18 protein-coding genes are annotated in these 18,163 nt (G+C 72.7%); 5 read left to right on the top strand and 13 right to left on the bottom strand.

All coding sequences use genetic code 11. The annotated features are described in order from the left end of the window. Positions 1 to 92: 92 nt before the first annotated feature. The 8 genes from hisF to hisD are packed head-to-tail and all read right to left on the bottom strand — an operon-like array spanning position 93 to position 5,827. A complete protein-coding gene (gene hisF / locus ABZ621_RS04150; RefSeq protein ID WP_360600463.1) occupies positions 93 to 848 on the bottom strand; it encodes an imidazole glycerol phosphate synthase subunit HisF in 756 nt (251 codons plus the stop codon). Then, positions 845 to 1,243 (bottom strand): RidA family protein, encoded by a 399-nt coding sequence (locus tag ABZ621_RS04145; RefSeq protein WP_360600461.1) that lies wholly within the window; start codon positions 1,241 to 1,243, stop codon positions 845 to 847. Before ABZ621_RS04145 ends, hisF begins: the two co-directional genes overlap by 4 nt. Beyond that, positions 1,240 to 1,968: a bifunctional 1-(5-phosphoribosyl)-5-((5-phosphoribosylamino)methylideneamino)imidazole-4-carboxamide isomerase/phosphoribosylanthranilate isomerase PriA gene (gene priA, locus ABZ621_RS04140; RefSeq protein WP_360600459.1), complete on the bottom strand. Its 729-nt coding sequence runs from the start codon at positions 1,966 to 1,968 to the stop codon at positions 1,240 to 1,242. Before priA ends, ABZ621_RS04145 begins: the two co-directional genes overlap by 4 nt. Beyond that, positions 1,965 to 2,612, bottom strand: a complete 648-nt coding sequence (gene hisH / locus ABZ621_RS04135; protein ID WP_360600457.1) for an imidazole glycerol phosphate synthase subunit HisH — start codon at positions 2,610 to 2,612, stop codon at positions 1,965 to 1,967. Before hisH ends, priA begins: the two co-directional genes overlap by 4 nt. Then, positions 2,609 to 2,773 carry a hypothetical protein gene (locus ABZ621_RS04130; protein ID WP_360600455.1) on the bottom strand — a complete coding sequence of 55 codons (165 nt, stop codon included), beginning with the start codon at positions 2,771 to 2,773 and terminating at the stop codon, positions 2,609 to 2,611. The genes hisH and ABZ621_RS04130 overlap by 4 nt, the downstream gene beginning before the upstream one ends. A 2-nt stretch (positions 2,774 to 2,775) precedes the next feature. Continuing rightward, positions 2,776 to 3,369, bottom strand: coding sequence for an imidazoleglycerol-phosphate dehydratase HisB (gene hisB, locus ABZ621_RS04125; RefSeq protein WP_030492957.1), 594 nt, complete (start codon positions 3,367 to 3,369; stop codon positions 2,776 to 2,778). Beyond that, positions 3,366 to 4,487 (bottom strand): histidinol-phosphate transaminase, encoded by a 1,122-nt coding sequence (locus ABZ621_RS04120; RefSeq protein WP_360600453.1) that lies wholly within the window; start codon positions 4,485 to 4,487, stop codon positions 3,366 to 3,368. The genes hisB and ABZ621_RS04120 overlap by 4 nt, the downstream gene beginning before the upstream one ends. Continuing rightward, positions 4,484 to 5,827 (bottom strand): histidinol dehydrogenase, encoded by a 1,344-nt coding sequence (gene hisD, locus ABZ621_RS04115; RefSeq protein WP_360600451.1) that lies wholly within the window; start codon positions 5,825 to 5,827, stop codon positions 4,484 to 4,486. Before hisD ends, ABZ621_RS04120 begins: the two co-directional genes overlap by 4 nt. 216 nt (positions 5,828 to 6,043) lie before the next feature. Between hisD and ABZ621_RS04110 the strand changes: the two genes are divergently transcribed. The 4 genes from ABZ621_RS04110 (at position 6,044) to ybaK (ending at position 10,127) form a co-directional block, all read left to right on the top strand. Continuing rightward, complete coding sequence (locus ABZ621_RS04110; protein WP_360600449.1) at positions 6,044 to 7,639, top strand: oxidoreductase; 1,596 nt, start codon at positions 6,044 to 6,046, stop codon at positions 7,637 to 7,639. Between the two features lie 156 nt (positions 7,640 to 7,795). Continuing rightward, positions 7,796 to 8,854 carry a hypothetical protein gene (locus tag ABZ621_RS04105; protein WP_360600447.1) on the top strand — a complete coding sequence of 353 codons (1,059 nt, stop codon included), beginning with the start codon at positions 7,796 to 7,798 and terminating at the stop codon, positions 8,852 to 8,854. 11 nt (positions 8,855 to 8,865) lie between these two features. Then, positions 8,866 to 9,603 (top strand): LON peptidase substrate-binding domain-containing protein, encoded by a 738-nt coding sequence (locus tag ABZ621_RS04100; protein ID WP_360600445.1) that lies wholly within the window; start codon positions 8,866 to 8,868, stop codon positions 9,601 to 9,603. Between the two features lie 26 nt (positions 9,604 to 9,629). Then, a complete protein-coding gene (gene ybaK, locus ABZ621_RS04095; RefSeq protein ID WP_360600443.1) occupies positions 9,630 to 10,127 on the top strand; it encodes a Cys-tRNA(Pro) deacylase in 498 nt (165 codons plus the stop codon). A gap of 7 nt (positions 10,128 to 10,134) precedes the next feature. On the opposite strand, the gene ABZ621_RS04090 is transcribed toward ybaK, so the two are convergent. The 4 genes from ABZ621_RS04090 to ABZ621_RS04075 all read right to left on the bottom strand — a co-directional run bounded on the left by ABZ621_RS04090 (position 10,135) and on the right by ABZ621_RS04075 (position 13,990). After that, entirely contained in the window at positions 10,135 to 10,746 is a 612-nt protein-coding gene (locus ABZ621_RS04090; RefSeq protein WP_360600441.1) for a DUF2567 domain-containing protein, read from the bottom strand. 34 nt (positions 10,747 to 10,780) lie between these two features. Further along, positions 10,781 to 11,569 (bottom strand): ABC transporter permease, encoded by a 789-nt coding sequence (locus tag ABZ621_RS04085; RefSeq protein ID WP_360600819.1) that lies wholly within the window; start codon positions 11,567 to 11,569, stop codon positions 10,781 to 10,783. A 103-nt stretch (positions 11,570 to 11,672) separates the two neighbouring features. Continuing rightward, on the bottom strand, positions 11,673 to 12,656 hold the full coding sequence (locus ABZ621_RS04080; protein ID WP_360600439.1) for an ABC transporter ATP-binding protein: 984 nt from the start codon (positions 12,654 to 12,656) through the stop codon (positions 11,673 to 11,675). Between the two features lie 11 nt (positions 12,657 to 12,667). After that, entirely contained in the window at positions 12,668 to 13,990 is a 1,323-nt protein-coding gene (locus tag ABZ621_RS04075; protein ID WP_360600437.1) for an NYN domain-containing protein, read from the bottom strand. A 233-nt stretch (positions 13,991 to 14,223) separates the two neighbouring features. Between ABZ621_RS04075 and ABZ621_RS04070 the strand changes: the two genes are divergently transcribed. Next, positions 14,224 to 14,397: a hypothetical protein gene (locus tag ABZ621_RS04070; RefSeq protein WP_189945183.1), complete on the top strand. Its 174-nt coding sequence runs from the start codon at positions 14,224 to 14,226 to the stop codon at positions 14,395 to 14,397. Between the two features lie 83 nt (positions 14,398 to 14,480). Here the strand turns inward: ABZ621_RS04070 and dnaE are convergent, their stop codons facing one another. Beyond that, positions 14,481 to 18,020, bottom strand: coding sequence for a DNA polymerase III subunit alpha (gene dnaE / locus ABZ621_RS04065; RefSeq protein WP_360600435.1), 3,540 nt, complete (start codon positions 18,018 to 18,020; stop codon positions 14,481 to 14,483). Positions 18,021 to 18,163 lie beyond the last annotated feature (143 nt).

Genomic DNA, 18,163 nt, shown 5'->3' with positions numbered 1-18,163 from the left:
ATTTGCGCAACGAAGATTGCACAATTTTTCTTGTGCATTCGGCGGACGAAAAGGGCCCCCGAAGGGGCCCTTCCCACCGGCGGAACGACGTCTCAGCGGACCTCGTTACCCGCTTCCCGCAGCGCTTCCTTGACCTCGCCGATCCGCAGGTCGCCGAAGTGGAAGACGGAGGCGGCGAGCACCGCGTCCGCACCGGCGGCGACGGCCGGGGCGAAGTCGCCGAGCTTGCCGGCGCCGCCGGACGCGATCACCGGCACGGTCACGTGCTTGCGCACGGCCGTGATCATCTCGGTGTCGTAGCCGTCCTTGGTGCCGTCCGCGTCCATCGAGTTGAGCAGGATCTCCCCCGCGCCGAGCTCGGCGGCGCGGTGGGCCCACTCGACGGCGTCGATGCCGGTGCCCTTGCGGCCGCCGTGCGTCGTCACCTCGAAGGAGCCGGAGGCGGTGCGCCGGGCGTCGACCGACAGGACCAGGACCTGGCGGCCGAAGCGCTCGGCGATCTCCTGGATCAGTTCGGGGCGGGCGATGGCGGCGGTGTTGACGCCGACCTTGTCCGCGCCGGCCCGCAGCAGCTTGTCGACGTCCTCCGCCGAGCGGACGCCGCCGCCGACGGTGAGCGGGATGAAGACCTGCTCGGCGGTGCGGCGCACCACGTCGTAGGTGGTCTCGCGGTTGCCGGAGGAGGCGGTGATGTCGAGGAAGGTCAGCTCGTCGGCGCCCTCGGCGTCGTACAGCTTGGCCATCTCGACGGGGTCGCCGGCGTCCCGCAGGTTCTGGAAGTTGACGCCCTTGACGACCCGACCGTTGTCCACGTCCAGGCAGGGGATCACGCGTACGGCGAGGCTCATGCCGCATCACTCCTGTACGCCTCGACCTCGACCTCGACCACCAGGCGGGGGTCGACGAAGCCGGAGACGATGATCATCGAGGCCGCCGGGCGGACCGCGTCGAACAGCTCCTTGTGGGCGCGGCCCACCTCGTCCACGTCCCGCGCGTGGGTGATGTACATGCGGGTGCGGACGACGTCCTCGGCGCCGAGGCCGAGCTGCTTCAGGGCGTCGAAGGCGACGTTGAAGGAGTTGACGGTCTGCTCGTACGGCCCGCCGTCGGCGATGGCCCCGTCGATCACCGAGGTGCAGCCGGAGACGAGCACGGTCCCGTTGGGCAGCTCGACGGCGCGGGAGTAGCCGAAGACCTCCTCCCAGGGGGCGCCGGTGACGATCTTGCGCACGGAGTCGGTCATGCGGACGCCACCGCCTGAAGGGCCTCCTCCAGGGTGAACGCCTTGGCGTAGAGCGCCTTGCCGACGATCGCGCCCTCGACGCCCAGGTGCGTGAGGCCCGCGAGGGCCCGCAGGTCGTCCAGGGAGGAGACGCCGCCGGAGGCGACGACGGGCTTGTCGGTGGCCGCGCAGACGTTCTTCAGGAGCTCGACGTTGGGGCCGGTGAGGGTGCCGTCGCGGCCGATGTCGGTGACGACGTACCGGGCGCAGCCCTCGGAGTCGAGGCGGGCGAGGGTCTCGTAGAGGTCGCCGCCCTCGCTGGTCCAGCCGCGGCCCTTGAGGGTGGTGCCGCGGACGTCGAGGCCGACGGCGATCTTGTCGCCGTGCTCGGCGATGACCTTGGCGACCCACTCGGGGGTCTCCAGGGCGGCGGTGCCGAGGTTGACGCGGGTGCAGCCGGTGGCGAGGGCGGCGGCGAGCGAGGCGTCGTCGCGGATGCCGCCGGAGAGCTCGACCTTGATGTCCATGGCCTCGGTGATCTGGCGGACGAGGTCGCGGTTGTCGCCGGTGCCGAAGGCGGCGTCCAGGTCGACGAGGTGGAGCCACTCGGCGCCGGAGCGCTGCCAGGAGAGCGCGGCCTCCAGCGGGGAGCCGTAGGAGGTCTCGCTGCCGGACTCGCCGTGGACGAGCCGGACGGCCTGGCCGTCACGCACGTCGACGGCGGGGAGGAGTTCGAGAGTGCTCACAGGGTTCCGATCCAGTTGGTGAGGAGCTGGGCTCCGGCGTCGCCGGACTTCTCGGGGTGGAACTGGGTGGCCCACAGGGCGCCGTTCTCCACGGCGGCGACGAAGGGCTCGCCGTGGGTGGCCCAGGTGACCTTCGGGGCGCGGATGTTGGGGTTGCCGACCTCCAGGCTCCACTCGCGCACCGCGTAGGAGTGCACGAAGTAGAAGCGGGCGTCGGCGTCGAGGCCGGCGAAGAGCTCGGTGTCCTCGGGCGCGTCGACCGTGTTCCAGCCCATGTGGGGGACGACGGGCGCGAGGAGCGGCTCGACGGTGCCGGGCCACTCGTCGAGGCCCTCGGTCTCGACGCCGTGCTCGATGCCGCGCTCGAAGAGGATCTGCATGCCGACGCAGATGCCCATGACGGGGCGGCCGCCGGAGAGGCGGCGGCCGACGATCCAGTCGCCGCGGGCCTCCTTGAGCCCCTGCATGCAGGCCGAGAAGGCGCCGACGCCGGGGACGAGGAGCCCGTCGGCGTTCATCGCCGTCTCGTAGTCGCGGGTGATCTCGACGTCGGCGCCGACCCGGGCGAGCGCGCGCTCGGCGGAGCGGACGTTGCCGAAGCCGTAGTCGAAGACGACGACCTTCTTCGGAGTCGCGGTGCTCATGACCACACGTCCAGTCGCATCACGCCGGCGGAGAGGCACATGACGGCACCGATGGAGAGCAGCACGATGAGGCCCTTGGGCATCTGCTGCTTGACGAAGGAGTAGATGCCGCCGAGCAGGAAGAGCCCGACGACGATCAGGATGGTGGAGAGGCCGGTCACGGTTACAGCGCGCCCTTCGTGGAGGGGAGGATTCCGGCGGCGCGCGGGTCGCGCTCGGAGGCGTAGCGCAGGGCCCGGGCGAGCGCCTTGAACTGGCACTCCACGATGTGGTGGGCGTTGCGGCCGTACGGCACGTGCACGTGCAGCGCGATCTGCGCCTGGGCCACGAAGGACTCCAGGATGTGGCGCGTCATGGTGGTGTCGTACGAGCCGATCATCGGCGCCATGTTCTCCGGCTCGGTGTGCACCAAGTAGGGGCGGCCGGAGAGGTCGACGGTGACCTGGGCGAGGGACTCGTCCAGCGGGACCGTGCAGTTGCCGAAGCGGTAGATGCCGACCTTGTCGCCGAGCGCCTGCTTGAAGGCGGCGCCCAGGGCGAGGGCGGTGTCCTCGATGGTGTGGTGGGAGTCGATGTGCAGGTCGCCGTCGGTCTTGACCGTGAGGTCGAAGAGGCCGTGGCGGCCGAGCTGGTCGAGCATGTGGTCGTAGAAACCGACCCCGGTCGACACGTCGACCTTCCCGGTGCCGTCGAGGTCTATCTCGACGACGACGGACGTCTCCTTGGTGGTGCGCTCCACGCGGCCTACGCGGCTCATGCGTTCTGCTCCTTCTTCAGCTCACGAACCGCGTCGAGGAACGCGTCGTTCTCTTCGGGGGTGCCTGCGGTGACCCGCAGCCAGCCGGGTACGCCGTTGTCCCGGACCAGGACGCCCCGGTCGAGGATCTTCCGCCACGCCTCCTGCGTGTCGGTGAAACGCCCGAACTGGACGAAGTTGGCGTCCGACTCGGTGACCTCGTAGCCGGCCGCGCGCAGCTCGGCGACGAGCCGGTCCCGCTCGGCCTTGAGCTGCTCGACGTACCCGAGGAGGGTGTCGGTGTGCTCCAGGGCGGCGAGCGCGGTGGCCTGGGTGACGGCGGAGAGGTGGTACGGCAGCCGGACCAGCTGCACGGCGTCGACGACGGCCGGGTGGGCGGCGAGGTAGCCGAGGCGGAGTCCGGCGGCGCCGAAGGCCTTGGACATGGTCCGGGAGACCACCAGGTGCGGCCGGCCCTCCAGGAGCGGCAGCAGCGAGGCGCGGTGGCTGAACTCCACGTACGCCTCGTCCACCACGACCAGCGAGGGCTTCGCGGCCTGGGCGGCCTCGTACAGCCGCGCCACGACCCCGGCCTCGACGGCGGTGCCGGTGGGGTTGTTGGGCGAGGTGACGAAGACGACGTCGGGCCGGTGCTCGGCGATCGCCGCCTCGGCGGCCTCCACGTCGATGGTGAAGTCCTCGTTGCGCGGCCCGGAGATCCAGCCGGTGCCGGTGCCGCGGGCGATCAGGGCGTGCATCGAGTACGAGGGCTCGAAGCCGATCGCGGTGCGGCCCGGGCCGCCGAAGGTCTGGAGGAGCTGCTGGAGCACCTCGTTGGAGCCGTTGGCGGCCCAGACGTTCTCCAGGGCGACCGGGTGGCCCCCGGTGCGGCTGAGGTAGCGGGCCAGCTCGGTGCGGAGCTCCACCGCGTCCCGGTCGGGGTAGCGGTTGAGGTTCCGGGCGGCCTCGGCGACCCGCTCCGCGATCCGGGCCACCAGGGGCTCGGGCAGCGGGTAGGGGTTCTCGTTGGTGTTCAGCTGGACGGGCACGTCGAGCTGGGGGGCGCCGTAGGGCGACTTGCCCTTCAGCTCCTCGCGGATCGGCAGGTCGTCGATCCCGATCTTCTCGTACGCGTTCACTTGTTCCCGGGCACCTTCCAGCCGAACCTCGCCTTGATCGCCGCGCCGTGGGCCGGGAGGTCCTCGGCCTCGGCGAGGGTGACCACGTGGTGGGCCACGTCGGCGAGCGCGTCGCGCGTGTAGTCCACGAGGTGCACCCCGCGCAGGAAGGACTGCACGGAGAGCCCCGAGGAGTGGCAGGCGCAGCCGCCGGTGGGCAGGACGTGGTTGGAGCCGGCGCAGTAGTCGCCGAGGGAGACCGGCGACCAGGGGCCGACGAAGATCGCGCCCGCGTTGCGGACCCGGTCGGCGAGGGCGGCCGCGTCGGCGGTCTGGATCTCCAGGTGCTCGGCGCCGTAGGCGTCGACGACCTTGAGGCCGTCCTCCAGGTCGGTGACGAGGACGATCGCGGACTGCTTGCCGGCCAGCGCCGGGACGATCCGCTCGTCGACGTGCTTGGACGCGGCGACCTGGGTCTTCAGCTCGGCCTCGACGGCCTCGGCGAGCGCCTCGGAGTCGGTGACGAGGACGGAGGCGGCCATCGGGTCGTGCTCGGCCTGGCTGATCAGGTCGGCGGCGACGTGCGCCGGGTCGGCGCCGGCGTCCGCGAGGACCGCGATCTCCGTGGGACCGGCCTCGGCGTCGATGCCGATGCGGCCCTTGAGGAGGCGCTTGGCGGCGGCGACGTAGATGTTGCCGGGGCCGGTGACCAGGTTGACGGGCTCGCAGCCGGGCTCGTCGGCGGTGGACCCGGTGCCGTACGCGAACATGGCGACGGCCTGGGCGCCGCCGGCGGCGTAGACCTCGTCGACGCCGAGGAGGGCGCAGGCGGCGAGGATCGTCGGGTGCGGCAGGCCGCCGAACTCCTTCTGCGGCGGGGAGGCCACGGCCAGGCCCGTGACGCCGGCCTCCTGGGCCGGGACGACGTTCATCACGACGGAGGACGGGTAGACGGCCCGGCCGCCCGGCACGTACAGGCCGACGCGGTCGACGGGGATCCACTTCTCGGTGACCCTGCCGCCGGGCACGACCTGGGTGGTGTGGGTGGTGCGGCGCTGGTCGCGGTGGACCAGGCGGGCGCGCCGGATCGACTCCTCCAGGGCCGCGCGGACGGCCGGGTCGAGCTCGTCGAGGGCCCGGGCGATCGCCTCGGCGGGCACCCGGAGGCCCGGGACCCGCACGCCGTCGAATTTCTCCCCGTACTCGATCACCGCCGCCGCGCCATGATGCCGTACGTCCTCGCAGATGGGCCGCACCGTCTCCAGGGCGGCTTCCACGTCGAACTCGGCACGGGGCAGCAGGTCGCGCAGGGCGGAACCCTCGGGGAGGGCCTCGCCGCGCAGATCGATTCGAGAGATCACGGGTCAATTCTCTCAGACGCCCCACGGCGCCGGACTCCCGTATCACTGGCTGATACACGGCTTGCCGCGCGTCGATACACGCCACTGTGGCGTCTCCTCGCCACTCCTGACCGTTAGCGTTCAGCCCGTCACAGTGCGGGAAGAACGACTGTACGAATCCACTACTCCCGGTGAGCGGAGTGGTGGGAGCGCATCGGGGAGAGCGAGGGGGCGGCAGTGACCGAGCCGCACGAGGACGGGATGCCGGAAGGTCTCACGGGTCCGGAGCGGGCCGTGTGGCAGGCGTTCCGGATCGGCAGGACCTGTGATCTGACGGAGGGGGTGCCGGAGCGGGACGACCCGTTCGGGGAGGCGGTGTGGGGGCCGGAGCGGAGCGTGCGCGCCGACGTGGTGGCGGCGCTGCTGCTCGGCGGGCCGGCCGCCCTGCCGGGCCGGGTGGCCGCGCTGAAGCTGCGCGGGGTGCGGATCACCGGCGTGCTCGACCTGGCGGGCGGTTCCATAGGCCCGTACGTGGAGCTGCACGGCTGCCGCTTCGACGACGAGGTGCTGCTGCCCGAGGCCCGGTTCGGCACGCTGCGCCTCGTCGGCTGCGCGCTCCTGCGCCTGGAGGCGGCCCGGCTGCACACGGAGGGCGACCTCCATCTGCCGCGCTGCCGGGTGCGGCGCGGCATCCGGCTGACGGACGCGCAGATCGGCACGGACCTGCTGCTCAACCAGATCCAGGTGTGGCCGGACGGCCGCGGCCGGGCGATCACGGCGGACGGCCTGTCGGTGGCGCAGGACCTCCAGGCCGAGCTGGTCGAGACGCACGGCGAGTTCAGCCTGCGCGGGGCGAAGGTCGGGGTCTCGCTCAGCCTGCGGGGCAGCGTGCTGCGCGGGGACCGGGGCAGGCGCGCGCTGAACGCCCCGCAGCTGACCGTGGAGCGGACCCTGTACCTGAACGCCGCCTGGGTGTACGCGGGCGACGGCCCGTCCACGGCGACCCCGCCGTACGGCGTGACGCCCCTCCAGGACGCCCGGCGCAAGCCCGCCGAGTTCCACGGCGGGGTGCGGCTGGACGACGGGCGGTTCGGGGACGCGGTGGACCTCAACCACGCCCGCTTCCTGCTGAGCGGGGCCCGCCGGGAGGAGCTGTCGCTGCGCCGGATCGTCACCCCGGAGCTGAGGTTCAACGGCGAGCGGCCGGAGGAGGGCCGGGTGGTGCTGAACGGCGCGAAGGTGGTGACGCTGATCGACCTGTCGACCAGCTGGCCGGGCCCGGGCGGCCTCGCAATGAGCGGCTTCGTCTACGAGAACCTCGTGCCGTACGGCCACTTCCCGCTGGCCCGGCGGATCGCCTGGGTGGCGGCGGCGACCCCCGAGTACGCCCCGGAGCCGTACGAGCGGCTCGCGGCCGTGCTGCGGGCCAGCGGGGAGGACGCCGACGCCCGGGAGGTGCTGCTCGCCAAGCAGCGGCGCAGACGGGAGACGCTGCCGGTCGCCGGGAAGCTGTGGGGGTACGTCCAGGACTGGACGGTGGCGTACGGCTACCGGCCGGGCCGGGCCGCGCTGTGGATGGCGGTGCTGTGGGCGGCGGGCACGCTGGCCTTCTCCCGGTACGACCCGGTGCCGATCAAGCAGGGCGAGGGCCCGGCGTGGAACGGCACCCTGTACGCCCTGGACCTGCTGCTCCCGGTGATCACCCTCGGCCAGGACGGCTACTGGAAGCTGGAGGGCGGCTGGCAGTGGACGGCGGCCGCGCTGATCCTGCTCGGCTGGATCCTGGCCACCACGGTGGCGGCGGGCGCGACCCGGCTGCTCAGCAGGGGGTGAGCCCCGGCGGACCGCGTGGCGGGCGGCGTGAGGGGCGGCGTGGCGGGCGGCCCCGCGGCCCGCGTGACGGCCAGGGGGAGACCGGGTGTGATCCGGGTGAAGGCGGGGGCGGACGGCGGGCCCCCCGCCCCGCCCGGTGGGAAGATACGAGCCGACATGTCCTTTCTCCGCGCCCTGGTCGGCACCGCCCGCTCGGCCCGGCACGCCCCGCGTCTCGCCGCCGGGCTGACGCCGGACGACGACGTGTTGCTGGACGCCCCCGACGGGCGGCTCTCCCCCGCCCTGGTCGCCGCCGCGCTCGGCGACCCGGAGCCCGCGGCGAAGCTGCTCGCGACCACCCGGGACGCCGCGGAGTGGGAGGACCGGGACCGCTACGTGGCCCGGCTCGCCACCTTCGCGTACCACCGGGGCGAGTGGCTGGACCGGTGGCGGGAGGCCGCGCCCCGGGACCCCGACGCGCTCCTCGTGGCCGCGCAGCTCGCGGTGCGCCGGGCCTGGGAGTCGCCGGCCCGGGCCGAGCGGCTGCGCGAGCTCGACCCCCTGCTGCGGCCGCTCACCGAGGAGGCCGGGCGCGATCCCGTGCCGTGGCGGCTCGCCCTCGACCACGCGCGCGGGGCGCACGCCGGGCACGCGGTCTTCGAGCGGCTGTGGGAGCAGGCGCTGCTCCGCTCCCCGCACCACTACGGCTGCCATGTCGCCGCACTGAAGTACCTGTCGGCGCAGTGGTACGGCTCGCAGCGGGCGGCCTTCGACTTCGCGGAGCAGGCCGCCGACGACGCGGCGCCCGGCTCGCTGGTGCGGGCGCTGCCGGTGCGCGCCGCCCACGAGGCGCTGCGCCCGCTGCCGGGCGCGGGCCGGGAGCGGCCGACGGGTCCGGAGGGCGCCGAGGCGTCGGACGGCGCGCGGATCGACCGGGCCGCGGACCGGGGCCTGGCGCTGTCGGCGGCGTTCGCGCCCGGCGACCCGTGGCCCGCGGAGGTGCGGAACCTGCTGGCGTACGTGCTGGTGGAGCGGGAGCGGTGGGAGGAGGCGCTGGCCGAGTTCGGGCGCACGGGGCCGTACGCCACCTCCTTCCCGTGGGCGGTCGGCGGGCACGATCCGCTGCGGCGGTTCCTCGCCACCCGGGACCGGACGCGGGCGGAGCTGGCGCGCCGGACCCCGCTGTGGGGACGGGCTCGCGCAATCCCCGGACGGAGCGGTCCGCGCGGCCATTAGGCTTGGCCGCTGTGACCTCCGCTCGCCTGCCCCTCTTCCCGCTCAACGCGGTGCTGTTCCCGGGCCTCGTGCTGCCTCTCAACGTCTTCGAGGAGCGATATCGCGCCATGATGCGCGCGCTCCTGGACATCGACGCCTCCGAGCCGCGCCGGTTCGCCGTGGTCGCGATCCGGGACGGGTCCGAGGTGGCGCGGACCGCGCCCGGGATGCCGGACCCGACGTCGCTGCCCGAGAAGGGCCCGGCGGCCGGTTTCGGCCCCGACCCGATCAAGAGCTTCCACCCGGTGGGGTGCGTCGCGGACGCGGCGAGCATCCGGCAGCGCGGGGACGGCTCGTACGAGTTGATGGTCACCGGAACCACCCGGGTCCGGCTGCACTCGGTGGACGCGAGCGGCCCCTTCCTGACGGCCGAGACCGAGGAACTGCCGGAGGACCCGGGCGAGGAGGCGGAGGCGCTGGCCGAGGGCGTGCTGCGGGCCTTCCGCTCGTACCAGAAGCGGCTGGCGGGGGCGCGGGAGCGGTCCCTGACGACCACCGAACTGCCCGACGACCCCTCGGTGGTGTCGTACCTGGTCGCGGCGGCGGCCATGGTGGACGTGCCGACGAAGCAGCGGCTCCTGGAGGCCCCGGACACCACGGTCCGGCTGCGCGAGGAGCTGGCGCTGCTGCGGGCGGAGACGGCGGTGCTGCGGCACCTCCCGTCGCTGCCGGCGGTGGAGCTGACGCAGGCGCCGACCCACCCGAACTGACGGACCGAGGGAACCGAGGAAGCCCCGTGGCGAAGAAGAAGCAGAAGAACGCCGGAGGCACCCCGGCGACGGTGGCGCTGGCCGCGGCCGGGACGGCGTACACCCTGCACGCCTACGAGCACGACCCGGCGACCCCCTCGTACGGCGAGGAGGCGGCGGAGGCGCTCGGCGTCACGCCCGACCGGGTCTTCAAGACGCTGGTGGCGGACGTCGACGGGGAGCTGACGGTGGCGGTGGTGCCGGTCGCCGGCCAGCTGGACCTGAAGGCGCTCGCGACGGCGGTCGGCGGCAAGCGGGCGGCGATGGCCGACCCGGCGGCGGCCGAACGGACGACCGGCTACGTCCGGGGCGGGATCTCCCCGCTGGGGCAGCGCAAGCGGCTGCGGACGGTGCTCGACTCCTCGGCGTCGGGGCACCCGACGATCTGCGTCTCGGCCGGCCGGCGGGGTCTGGAGGTCGAGCTCTCCCCCGCCGACCTGGCCGCGCTCACCTCCGCGGTGCTCGCCCCGATCGGCCGCGGCTGACCCCGGGTCAGTGCTTGTACGTGTCCCAGGGGCCCTGCTCCGGGTCGCGGGGGCCGAAGATCCCGGTCAGGAGCAGGTGGACGACCGTCGCGGCGAGCGGCCAGGCCAGCATCGCCGCGGCGCCCATCCGGAGCTTCAGCGGGGCGTCGAAGACGACGTTCGGGCCGACGGCCTTGGCGTGCGCGATCACGTCGGCGGTCGGCCCCAGCTTCGTCCCCAGCCACCAGGCGAGCAGCGAGCCGAGGACGCCGCCGACCGCCAGGCCGAGGACGAGCGGCACCCCGCCCTTGCGGCGGACCAGGAAGACGACGAGTCCGGCGATGGCGCCGAAGGCGAGCGCGAGGAGGACGAAGGTGCCGTCGGCGCCGATCGCGGCCTCCCCCTCGGAGTTCCTCAGATAGACGCCCTCGCCGTCGGAGATCAGCTGGATGGTGGGGGCCAGCCACACCCAGAGCGCGCCGAGCACCGCACCGGCGACCGCGGAGGCCGCCGTCACCACCAGTCCCTGGACGACCTCGGCCGCGGTGACCGGGTCACCGGCGGGCCCCTGGTGCGGCGGGGGCGGCGGCCACCCGGAATCGTGCGGGGGCGGCTGGGAGGGCGTCAGGGGTGCGGTCACCCCGCCATGGTGCCAGGTGTCCCCGCGGCCCGCCTCAGCGGACCGCGGCCCTGCGGTACGCCCAGGTCGCGAGGGCCAGCGACAGCACCCCGACGACGCCGCAGACGGCGAGGTCGAGGGCGACGGCCGCCCAGTCGGGGCGCGGGTCGAAGGCGCGGGCCAGGGCCTCGACGCCGTACGTGGACGGCAGCAGGTCCCGCGCCCAGGCGATCGGCTCCGGCATCCGCTCGGCCGGCAGCACCCCGAGGAGGAGGGCGGCGGACATGCCGAGCTGGCCGAGGAGGGTGGCCAGTTCCTGGCGGGGGGCGAGCAGGCCGAGGGCGGCGCCGAGCCCGGAGAGGGCGGCGCCGGAGAGCGGCACGACGGCGACGAGCAGCCACAGGTGGCCGAGCGGCAGGCCGAAGAGGACGGCGCCGGTGACGGCGGTGACGAGCGTGCCGGGGACGGTGAAGGAGGCGTACGCGCCGGCGGCGCCGAGCACCACGGCGGCGGGCGGCACGGGCAGCGTGGCGTAGTGGTCGAGGCCGCCGTCGGCGCGGAGCCGGCCGAAGTACTGGGCGAGCAGGTTGAGGGCCACGAAGGCGACGACGAGGACGGTGGAGCCGGCCACGACGGCGCGGGCCTCGGAGCCGCCGTCGACGACCCCCCGCATCATGATCATGATGCCGATGGACTGGAAGGTGGCGACGAAGAGCAGCGGGATGCGGGCCACCCGGGCGCGGCTGAGCTGCGCCCGGTAGACGGCGGCGAGGGAGGGCAGCAGCCGGGCGGGCGGGGCGAGGGGCGCGGCCTCCTCGGCGCCCGGGACCCGGGCGGCCTTCACGCCGGCCGGCAGGGCCTCGGCGGGCAGGGTGCTCAACGCGGACAGCTCCTGGGGGTGACGTGCGGCAGGTGGGGGGTCACGCCGGGGGCGGAAGGGGTGGTGCTCATGCCTTCACCAGTCCTTCGCGGGCGGCGCCGCCGAGGGCGAGGTAGACGTCCTCCAGGCTGGGCGTGGCGAGGGTGAAGTCGTCGAGGGCCGCGAAGGCGGCGCCGCCGGTGACGGTGGCGACGGCGGCGCGGGCGGCGTCGGGGGCGAGGCGGAGGACCCAGCGGCGGCCGGACTCCTGGGCGAGCTCGCGCAGGGCGGCGACCTCGGGGAGGTCGAGCGGGGCGGACTCGCGCCACAGGAGCTCCACGCGGACCTCGTCGGCGACGCGTTCCTTCAGTCCGGCGGGGGTGTCGCAGGCGATCACCCGGCCGCGGTCGAGGACGGCGACCCGGTCGAGGACGGTCTCGGCCTCGATGACGTTGTGGGTGACGAGGAGGACGGTGGTGCCGTCCTCGGCGCGGCGGCGGTCGACGGCGGCCCAGACGGCGCGGCGGGCGACCGGGTCCATGCCGGTGGTGGGCTCGTCGAGGACGAGGACGGGCCGCGGACCGACCAGTGCGGTGGCGAAGCAGGCGAGCCGGCGCTGGCCGCCGGAGAGCTTCCTCAGCGGCCGGTCGGCGAGCTCGCCGAGGCCCAGCTCGTCGAGGACGGCGTCCCGTGCGGCGCGGGCGTCGGCGGCGCTCAGCCCGCGGAGCCGGCCGGTGGTCTCGGCGGCGAGGGAGACGGTCAGCTCGTCGAGGGCGGTGGACTCCTGGCCGAGGTGGGCGAGGAGGCGGGCGGCGCGCTCGGGGTGGCGGACGAGGTCGTGGCCGAGGAGCGTGACGGAGCCGGAGTCGGGGCGCATCAGCCCCGTGAGCTGCCGGACCAGGGTGGACTTGCCCGCCCCGTTGGGCCCGAGCAGCCCGAAGATCTCGCCGCCGCGCACGTCCAGGCTGATCCCGTCGGTGGCGCGCACCTCGGGGGTCGCGGGCGCGCCGCGCCTGCCGCGCGTGGCGGGGTACGTCTTGACCAGATCCCGCACCACGCACACCGTACTCACGGGGGGAGAGCCTACGGGGTCGCCGGTCCCGGGGCGGGCGCGGGGGCGGTTTCGGCGGCGGCGCGGACGTCGATCTCGCGCCAGAAGCCGGCCCGGATGGCGTAGCGGTCGTGCTCGTCGATCTGGTCGTCCTTGTGGGCGAGGAGGCCGAACCGGGCGGCGTAGCGGAGGAGTTCGCCGTCGATGCGGTGCGGGATGCGGGGGTAGAGGACGGAGAGCCGCTGCATGTGGGACTGCTCGGGGAGCCGCTCCAGCCACCGACGGGCGAACACCTGTCCGACTTCGAAGGGGTCGCCGCCGACGGTGGTGATGTCCTCCTCGCGGTCGGCCCAGCGCTGCTCGGCGCTGGTGAGGTGGGCCAGGGTGGGCAGCGAGGCGGTCTCGGGGGGCTCGCCGAGGGCGGTCGGGGGCCGCTCGACCCAGCCCCGGTCGGAGGACCAGCGCAGGGCGCTGGCCGGCTGGGGCGCGGCGGGGTGCGGGGCCGCGGCGGGGCGCAGCCCGGCGAGGTCCTTGGGGGTGGGGACGGACCTCCCGGCGGCGGGCGGCGGGACGGCGGCGGGCCCGTGGCCGTGGTCGTGGTCGTGGCCGCGCTCGTGGCCGTCGGCGGCGGGGGCAGGGGCCCCGTCGGGGGCCGGGCCGCCGTTGCGCGCGGCAGCGGCGGCCGCCGCCTCGGCGGCGCGTTCGGCGGAGGCGAGGGCGGCCTCGGGCAGCGGCGCGGAGAGGATGGCGGCGATCTCGGGGCGGGGCACCGGCGGCGGGGCGCAGAGGCCGGTGAGGTCCTTGGCGCGGACGGCCCGGGTGATCCAGCTCCGGTCGAGGACGCGGCGCTCGTCGGCCTCGGCGACCAGGTCCTCGGACTGGTTGTAGTCGCCGTCGGCGGCCTGGACGGCCCAGAGGTGGACGGCGACGCCGTGCTCCTTGGCGGACATGAGGCCGGGCAGCAGGTCTCCGTCGCCGGTGACGAGGACGATGTCGGTGCAGGCGCGGTTGCGGGCCAGCTCGGTGAGCTCGGTGTGCATGGCGGCGTCGACGCCCTTCTGCGCCCAGCGGCCGTCGCTGCGGGTCAGGGCGCCCAGCCGGACGGTGACCCGGGGCATCACGCGCAGCCTGCGGTGCTCGGGCTGGGGCACCCGGTCGGGGGCGCCGTCGAACCAGTAGATCCGCAGCAGCGGGAGGCCGGTCTCGCTCTCGGCGCGTTCCCTGAGCTGCTGGATGAGCCCCGCGTGGTCGACGGTGATGCGGGAGCGGGCCGGTTCTCCGGCGAGCAGACTGGCGGCGGCCCCCAGCAGATAGCCGGCGTCCACCAGGACGACGCATCGGTCCACGTGCTCCACCTTCTTTCGATCTCGGCCCTGTCGGGATCTCAGGTGTTCCGGGTTCCTTCGAGTCTGCCCGACGGCCCGGGGGTTGACGGCCGGAACTGGATCATCGGCGTGGCGGAGTGGGAACCCGCTCCCGCGGGGAGCGTCCTCACGCACCGTAATGATCCAACATGCGGCGGTTTCTCCCGTATGTGAGTCTGACAGCGGCCCTGGCCCCTAGATCCCTTCGAGGAGGCATCATCCCCATGGCCAAGAACCGCAACCAGAACCGTCAGAAGCAGCAGCAGTCGCCGGCCGAGCGCGGTGCCCAGCAGGCGCAGCAGTCGTCGATGGAGTCCCAGGCCGAGAGCCGCGCCTCCCAGGTCACCCCCGGTGACATGGCGCGGAAGGGCCGTCAGAAGCGCTTCGGGCACAACTGACGCCCGGCCGACGCCGGGAGAATCGGCAAAGGGGCGCGCCCGTGACGACGGGCGCGCCCCTTGCGCGTGCGGTACGGGACCGGTCAGCCGGCCAGGCAGGACGGGCCGAGCAGCACCTTCAGGTCGCCGAAGAGGGCGGGGTCGGGCTGGACCCGGTGCCGGTCGAGGCGGAGCACGGTGGTGGAGCGGGGGCCCTGGAGCTTGATCCGCACCTCGGTGTTGCCCTTGTGGTGGCGGAGGATCTCGTCCAGTCGGCTGACCATCGGCGGGGTGACCTTGAGGGCCGGGATGGTGAGGATCACGGGGGCGTTGGTCCCGGCGTTGGAGAGGTCGGGGACCATCAGCTCCATGGCGACGAGGCGGGGGACGTCCTCCCGCTTGTCGAGCCGGCCCTTGACGAAGACGACGGCGTCCTCGACGAGCTGGGTGGAGACCAGCTGGTAGGTGGCGGGGAAGAACATGCACTCGATGGAGCCGGCGAGGTCCTCGACGGTGGCGATCGCCCAGGCGTTGCCCTGCTTGGTCATCTTCCGCTGGAGGCCCGAGATGATGCCGCCGATGGTGACGACCGCGCCGTCGGAATGCTCGCCGCCGGTGAGCTGGGAGATGCCCGCGTCGGTCTTGTCGGAGAGGACGTGCTCCAGGCCGAAGAGCGGGTGGTCGGAGACGTACAGACCGAGCATCTCGCGCTCCTGCGCGAGCAGGTAGGTCTTGTCCCACTCGTCGTCGGTGAAGGTGACGTCGAGGCCGAAGCCGGGCTCGCTGCTCTCCTCCTCGCCCATGCCGCCGAAGAGGTCGAACTGTCCCTCGGCCTCCTTGCGCTTGACCGCGACCACGTTGTCGATCATGGGCTCGTGCTGGGCGACGAGGCCCTTGCGGGTGTGGCCCATGGTGTCGAAGGCGCCGGCCTTGATCAGCGACTCGATGGTGCGCTTGTTGCAGACCACGGCCTCGACCTTGTCGAGGAAGTCGGGGAAGGAGGAGTACTTCCCCTTGGCCTTGCGGCTCTTGATGATCGACTCGACGACGTTGGCGCCGACGTTCCGCACGGCGGTGAGGCCGAAGAGGATGACGTCGTCGCCCTGGGCGGCGAAGTTCGACTCCGACTCGTTCACGTTCGGCGGGAGGACCTTGATGCCCATGCGGCGGCACTCGTTGAGGTAGACCGCGGACTTGTCCTTGTCGTCCTTGACCGAGGTCAGCAGGCCCGCCATGTACTCGGCGGGGTAGTTCGCCTTGAGGTAGGCGGTCCAGTAGGAGACCAGGCCGTACGCGGCGGAGTGCGCCTTGTTGAAGGCGTAGCCGGCGAAGGGGACCAGGACGTCCCAGAGGGCCTGGATGGCCTCGTCGCTGTAGCCGTTCTTCTGGGCGCCGGCCTGGAAGATGGTGAAGTTCTTCGCCAGCTCGTCGGGCTTCTTCTTGCCCATGACGCGGCGGAGGATGTCGGCCTCGCCGAGCGAGTAGCCGGCGATGATCTGGGCGGCCTTCTGGACCTGCTCCTGGTAGACGATGAGGCCGTAGGTGACCGCGAGCACCTCTTCGAGCGGCTTCTCCAGCTCGGGGTGGATCGGGGTGATCTCCTGCTGGCCGTTCTTGCGCAGGGCGTAGTTCGTGTGCGAGTTCATGCCCATCGGGCCCGGGCGGTAGAGCGCGGACACGGCGGAGATGTCTTCGAAGTTGTCGGGCTTCATCAGCCGCAGCAGGGACCGCATGGGGCCGCCGTCGAACTGGAAGACGCCGAGGGTGTCACCGCGCTGGAGCAGCTCGAAGGTCTTGGGGTCGTCGAGCGGCAGGGCCAGGAGGTCGAGGTCGATCCCCTTGTTGGCCTTCACCATCTTGACGGCGTCGTCCATGATCGTGAGGTTGCGCAGGCCGAGGAAGTCCATCTTCAGCAGGCCGAGCGACTCGCACTGCGGGTAGTCCCACTGCGTGATGGTGACGCCGTCGGTGTGCCGCACCCAGATGGGGGCGTGGTCGACGATCGGCTCGCTGGACATGATCACGCCGGCGGCGTGGACGCCCATCTGGCGGACCAGGCCCTCGACGCCCTTGGCGGTGTCGATGACCTTCTTCACGTCGGGCTCGTTCTCGTACATCGCCCGGATCTCGCCCGCCTCGCTGTAGCGCGGGTGGGTCGGGTTGGTGATGCCGTCGAGGTCGATGCCCTTGCCGAGGACGTCGGCGGGCATGGCCTTGGTGAGCCGGTCGCCCATGGCGTAGGGGTAGCCGAGGACGCGGGCGGAGTCCTTGATCGCGTTCTTGGCCTTGATCTTGCCGTAGGTGCCGATCATGGCGACCTTGTCGGCGCCGTACTTCTCGGTCACGTACCGGATCACCTCGACGCGCCGGCGCTCGTCGAAGTCGATGTCGACATCGGGCATGGAGATGCGCTCGGGGTTGAGGAAGCGCTCGAAGATCAGGCCGTGCGGGATGGGGTCGAGGTCGGTGATGCCCATGGCGTACGCGACGATCGAGCCGGCCGCGGAGCCTCGGCCGGGGCCCACGGCGATGCCCTGGCTCTTCGCCCACATGATGAAGTCGGCGACGACGAGGAAGTAGCCCGGGAAGCCCATCGAGATGATGGTGTCCATCTCGTACTCGACCTGCTTCATGCGGTCCTCGGGGATGCCCCCGGGGAAGCGCCGCTCCATGCCCCTCATGGTCTCGGCGCGGAACCAGGTGACCTCGGTGTAGCCCTCGGGGATGTCGAACTTCGGCATGAGGTTCTTGGCCTCGAACATGCCGGTGGTGTCGATCTGCTCGGCCACCAGGAGGGTGTTGGCGCACCCCTCCTGCCAGGCGTCCGAGGAGTCGACGGCGTACATCTCGTCCGTGGACTTCAGGTAGTAGCCGGTGCCGTCGAACTTGAAGCGGTCCGGGTCGGAGAGGTTCTTGCCGGTCTGGATGCACAGCAGGGCGTCGTGGGCGGTCGCCTCGTGCGCGTAGGTGTAGTGCGAGTCGTTGGTGACCAGCGGCGGGATGCCGAGCTTCTTGCCGATCTCCAGGAGGCCGTCGCGGACCCGGCGCTCGATCTCGATGCCGTGGTCCATCAGCTCCAGGAAGTAGCGGTCCTTGCCGAAGATGTCCTGGTACTCGGAGGCCGACTTCAGGGCCTCGTCGAACTGGCCGAGGCGCAGCCGGGTCTGGAGCTCGCCGGAGGGGCAGCCGGTGGAGGCGATCAGCCCCTCGGACCACTGGGAGATGGTCTCCTTGTCCATCCGGGGCCACTTCTGGAGCCAGCCCTCGGCGTAGGCGTCGGAGGAGAGCTTGAAGAGGTTGTGCAGTCCGGTGGAGTTCGCCGCCCAGATCGTCTTGTGGGTGTAACCGCCGGAACCGGAGACGTCGTCCCGCTTCTGGTGCGGCTGGCCCCACTGGATCTTCCGCTTGTTGCGCCGGGACTCGGGGGCGACGTAGGCCTCGATGCCGATGATCGGCGTCACGCCCGCCTTCTTGGCGGTGTGGAAGAAGTCGTACGCGCCGTGGAGGTTGCCGTGGTCGGACATGGCGATATGGGTCATGCCCATCTCGTTGCACGCGTTGAACATGTCCTTCAGCCGCGCGGCACCGTCCAGCAGGGAGTACTGGGTGTGGACGTGGAGGTGCGTGAAGGGCGGCTTGGTCACAGGGGGTGCCTCCGACTATGAACTTCTGGGGGGACAGCGTCGAAGTCTACGTCGCACGAGTGACAGGAGTCGGGCACCGGGCGGTACCGTCGCGCGTTGTGAGTCAGGGAACACCTGTCCCCATTTGTCATGACCAGTCCCGC

This window comes from Streptomyces sp. NPDC007863 (assembly GCF_040633895.1).
In the GTDB taxonomy this organism is placed as follows: domain Bacteria; phylum Actinomycetota; class Actinomycetes; order Streptomycetales; family Streptomycetaceae; genus Streptomyces.
Note: the sequence above shows the minus strand (reverse complement) of the source record. Positions and strands in the feature narration are given on the sequence as shown.

Bases quoted from the DNA above. Each gene is read 5' to 3' on its own strand.
- hisF (WP_360600463.1), bottom strand. From the start codon at position 848: ATGAGCCTCGCCGTACGCGTGATCCCCTGCCTGGACGTGGACAACGGT.
- ABZ621_RS04145 (WP_360600461.1), bottom strand. From the start codon at position 1,243: ATGACCGACTCCGTGCGCAAGATCGTCACCGGCGCCCCCTGGGAGGAG.
- hisH (WP_360600457.1), bottom strand. From the start codon at position 2,612: ATGAGCACCGCGACTCCGAAGAAGGTCGTCGTCTTCGACTACGGCTTC.
- hisB (WP_030492957.1), bottom strand. From the start codon at position 3,369: ATGAGCCGCGTAGGCCGCGTGGAGCGCACCACCAAGGAGACGTCCGTC.
- ABZ621_RS04105 (WP_360600447.1), top strand. From the start codon at position 7,796: ATGTCCTTTCTCCGCGCCCTGGTCGGCACCGCCCGCTCGGCCCGGCAC.
- ABZ621_RS04070 (WP_189945183.1), top strand. From the start codon at position 14,224: ATGGCCAAGAACCGCAACCAGAACCGTCAGAAGCAGCAGCAGTCGCCG.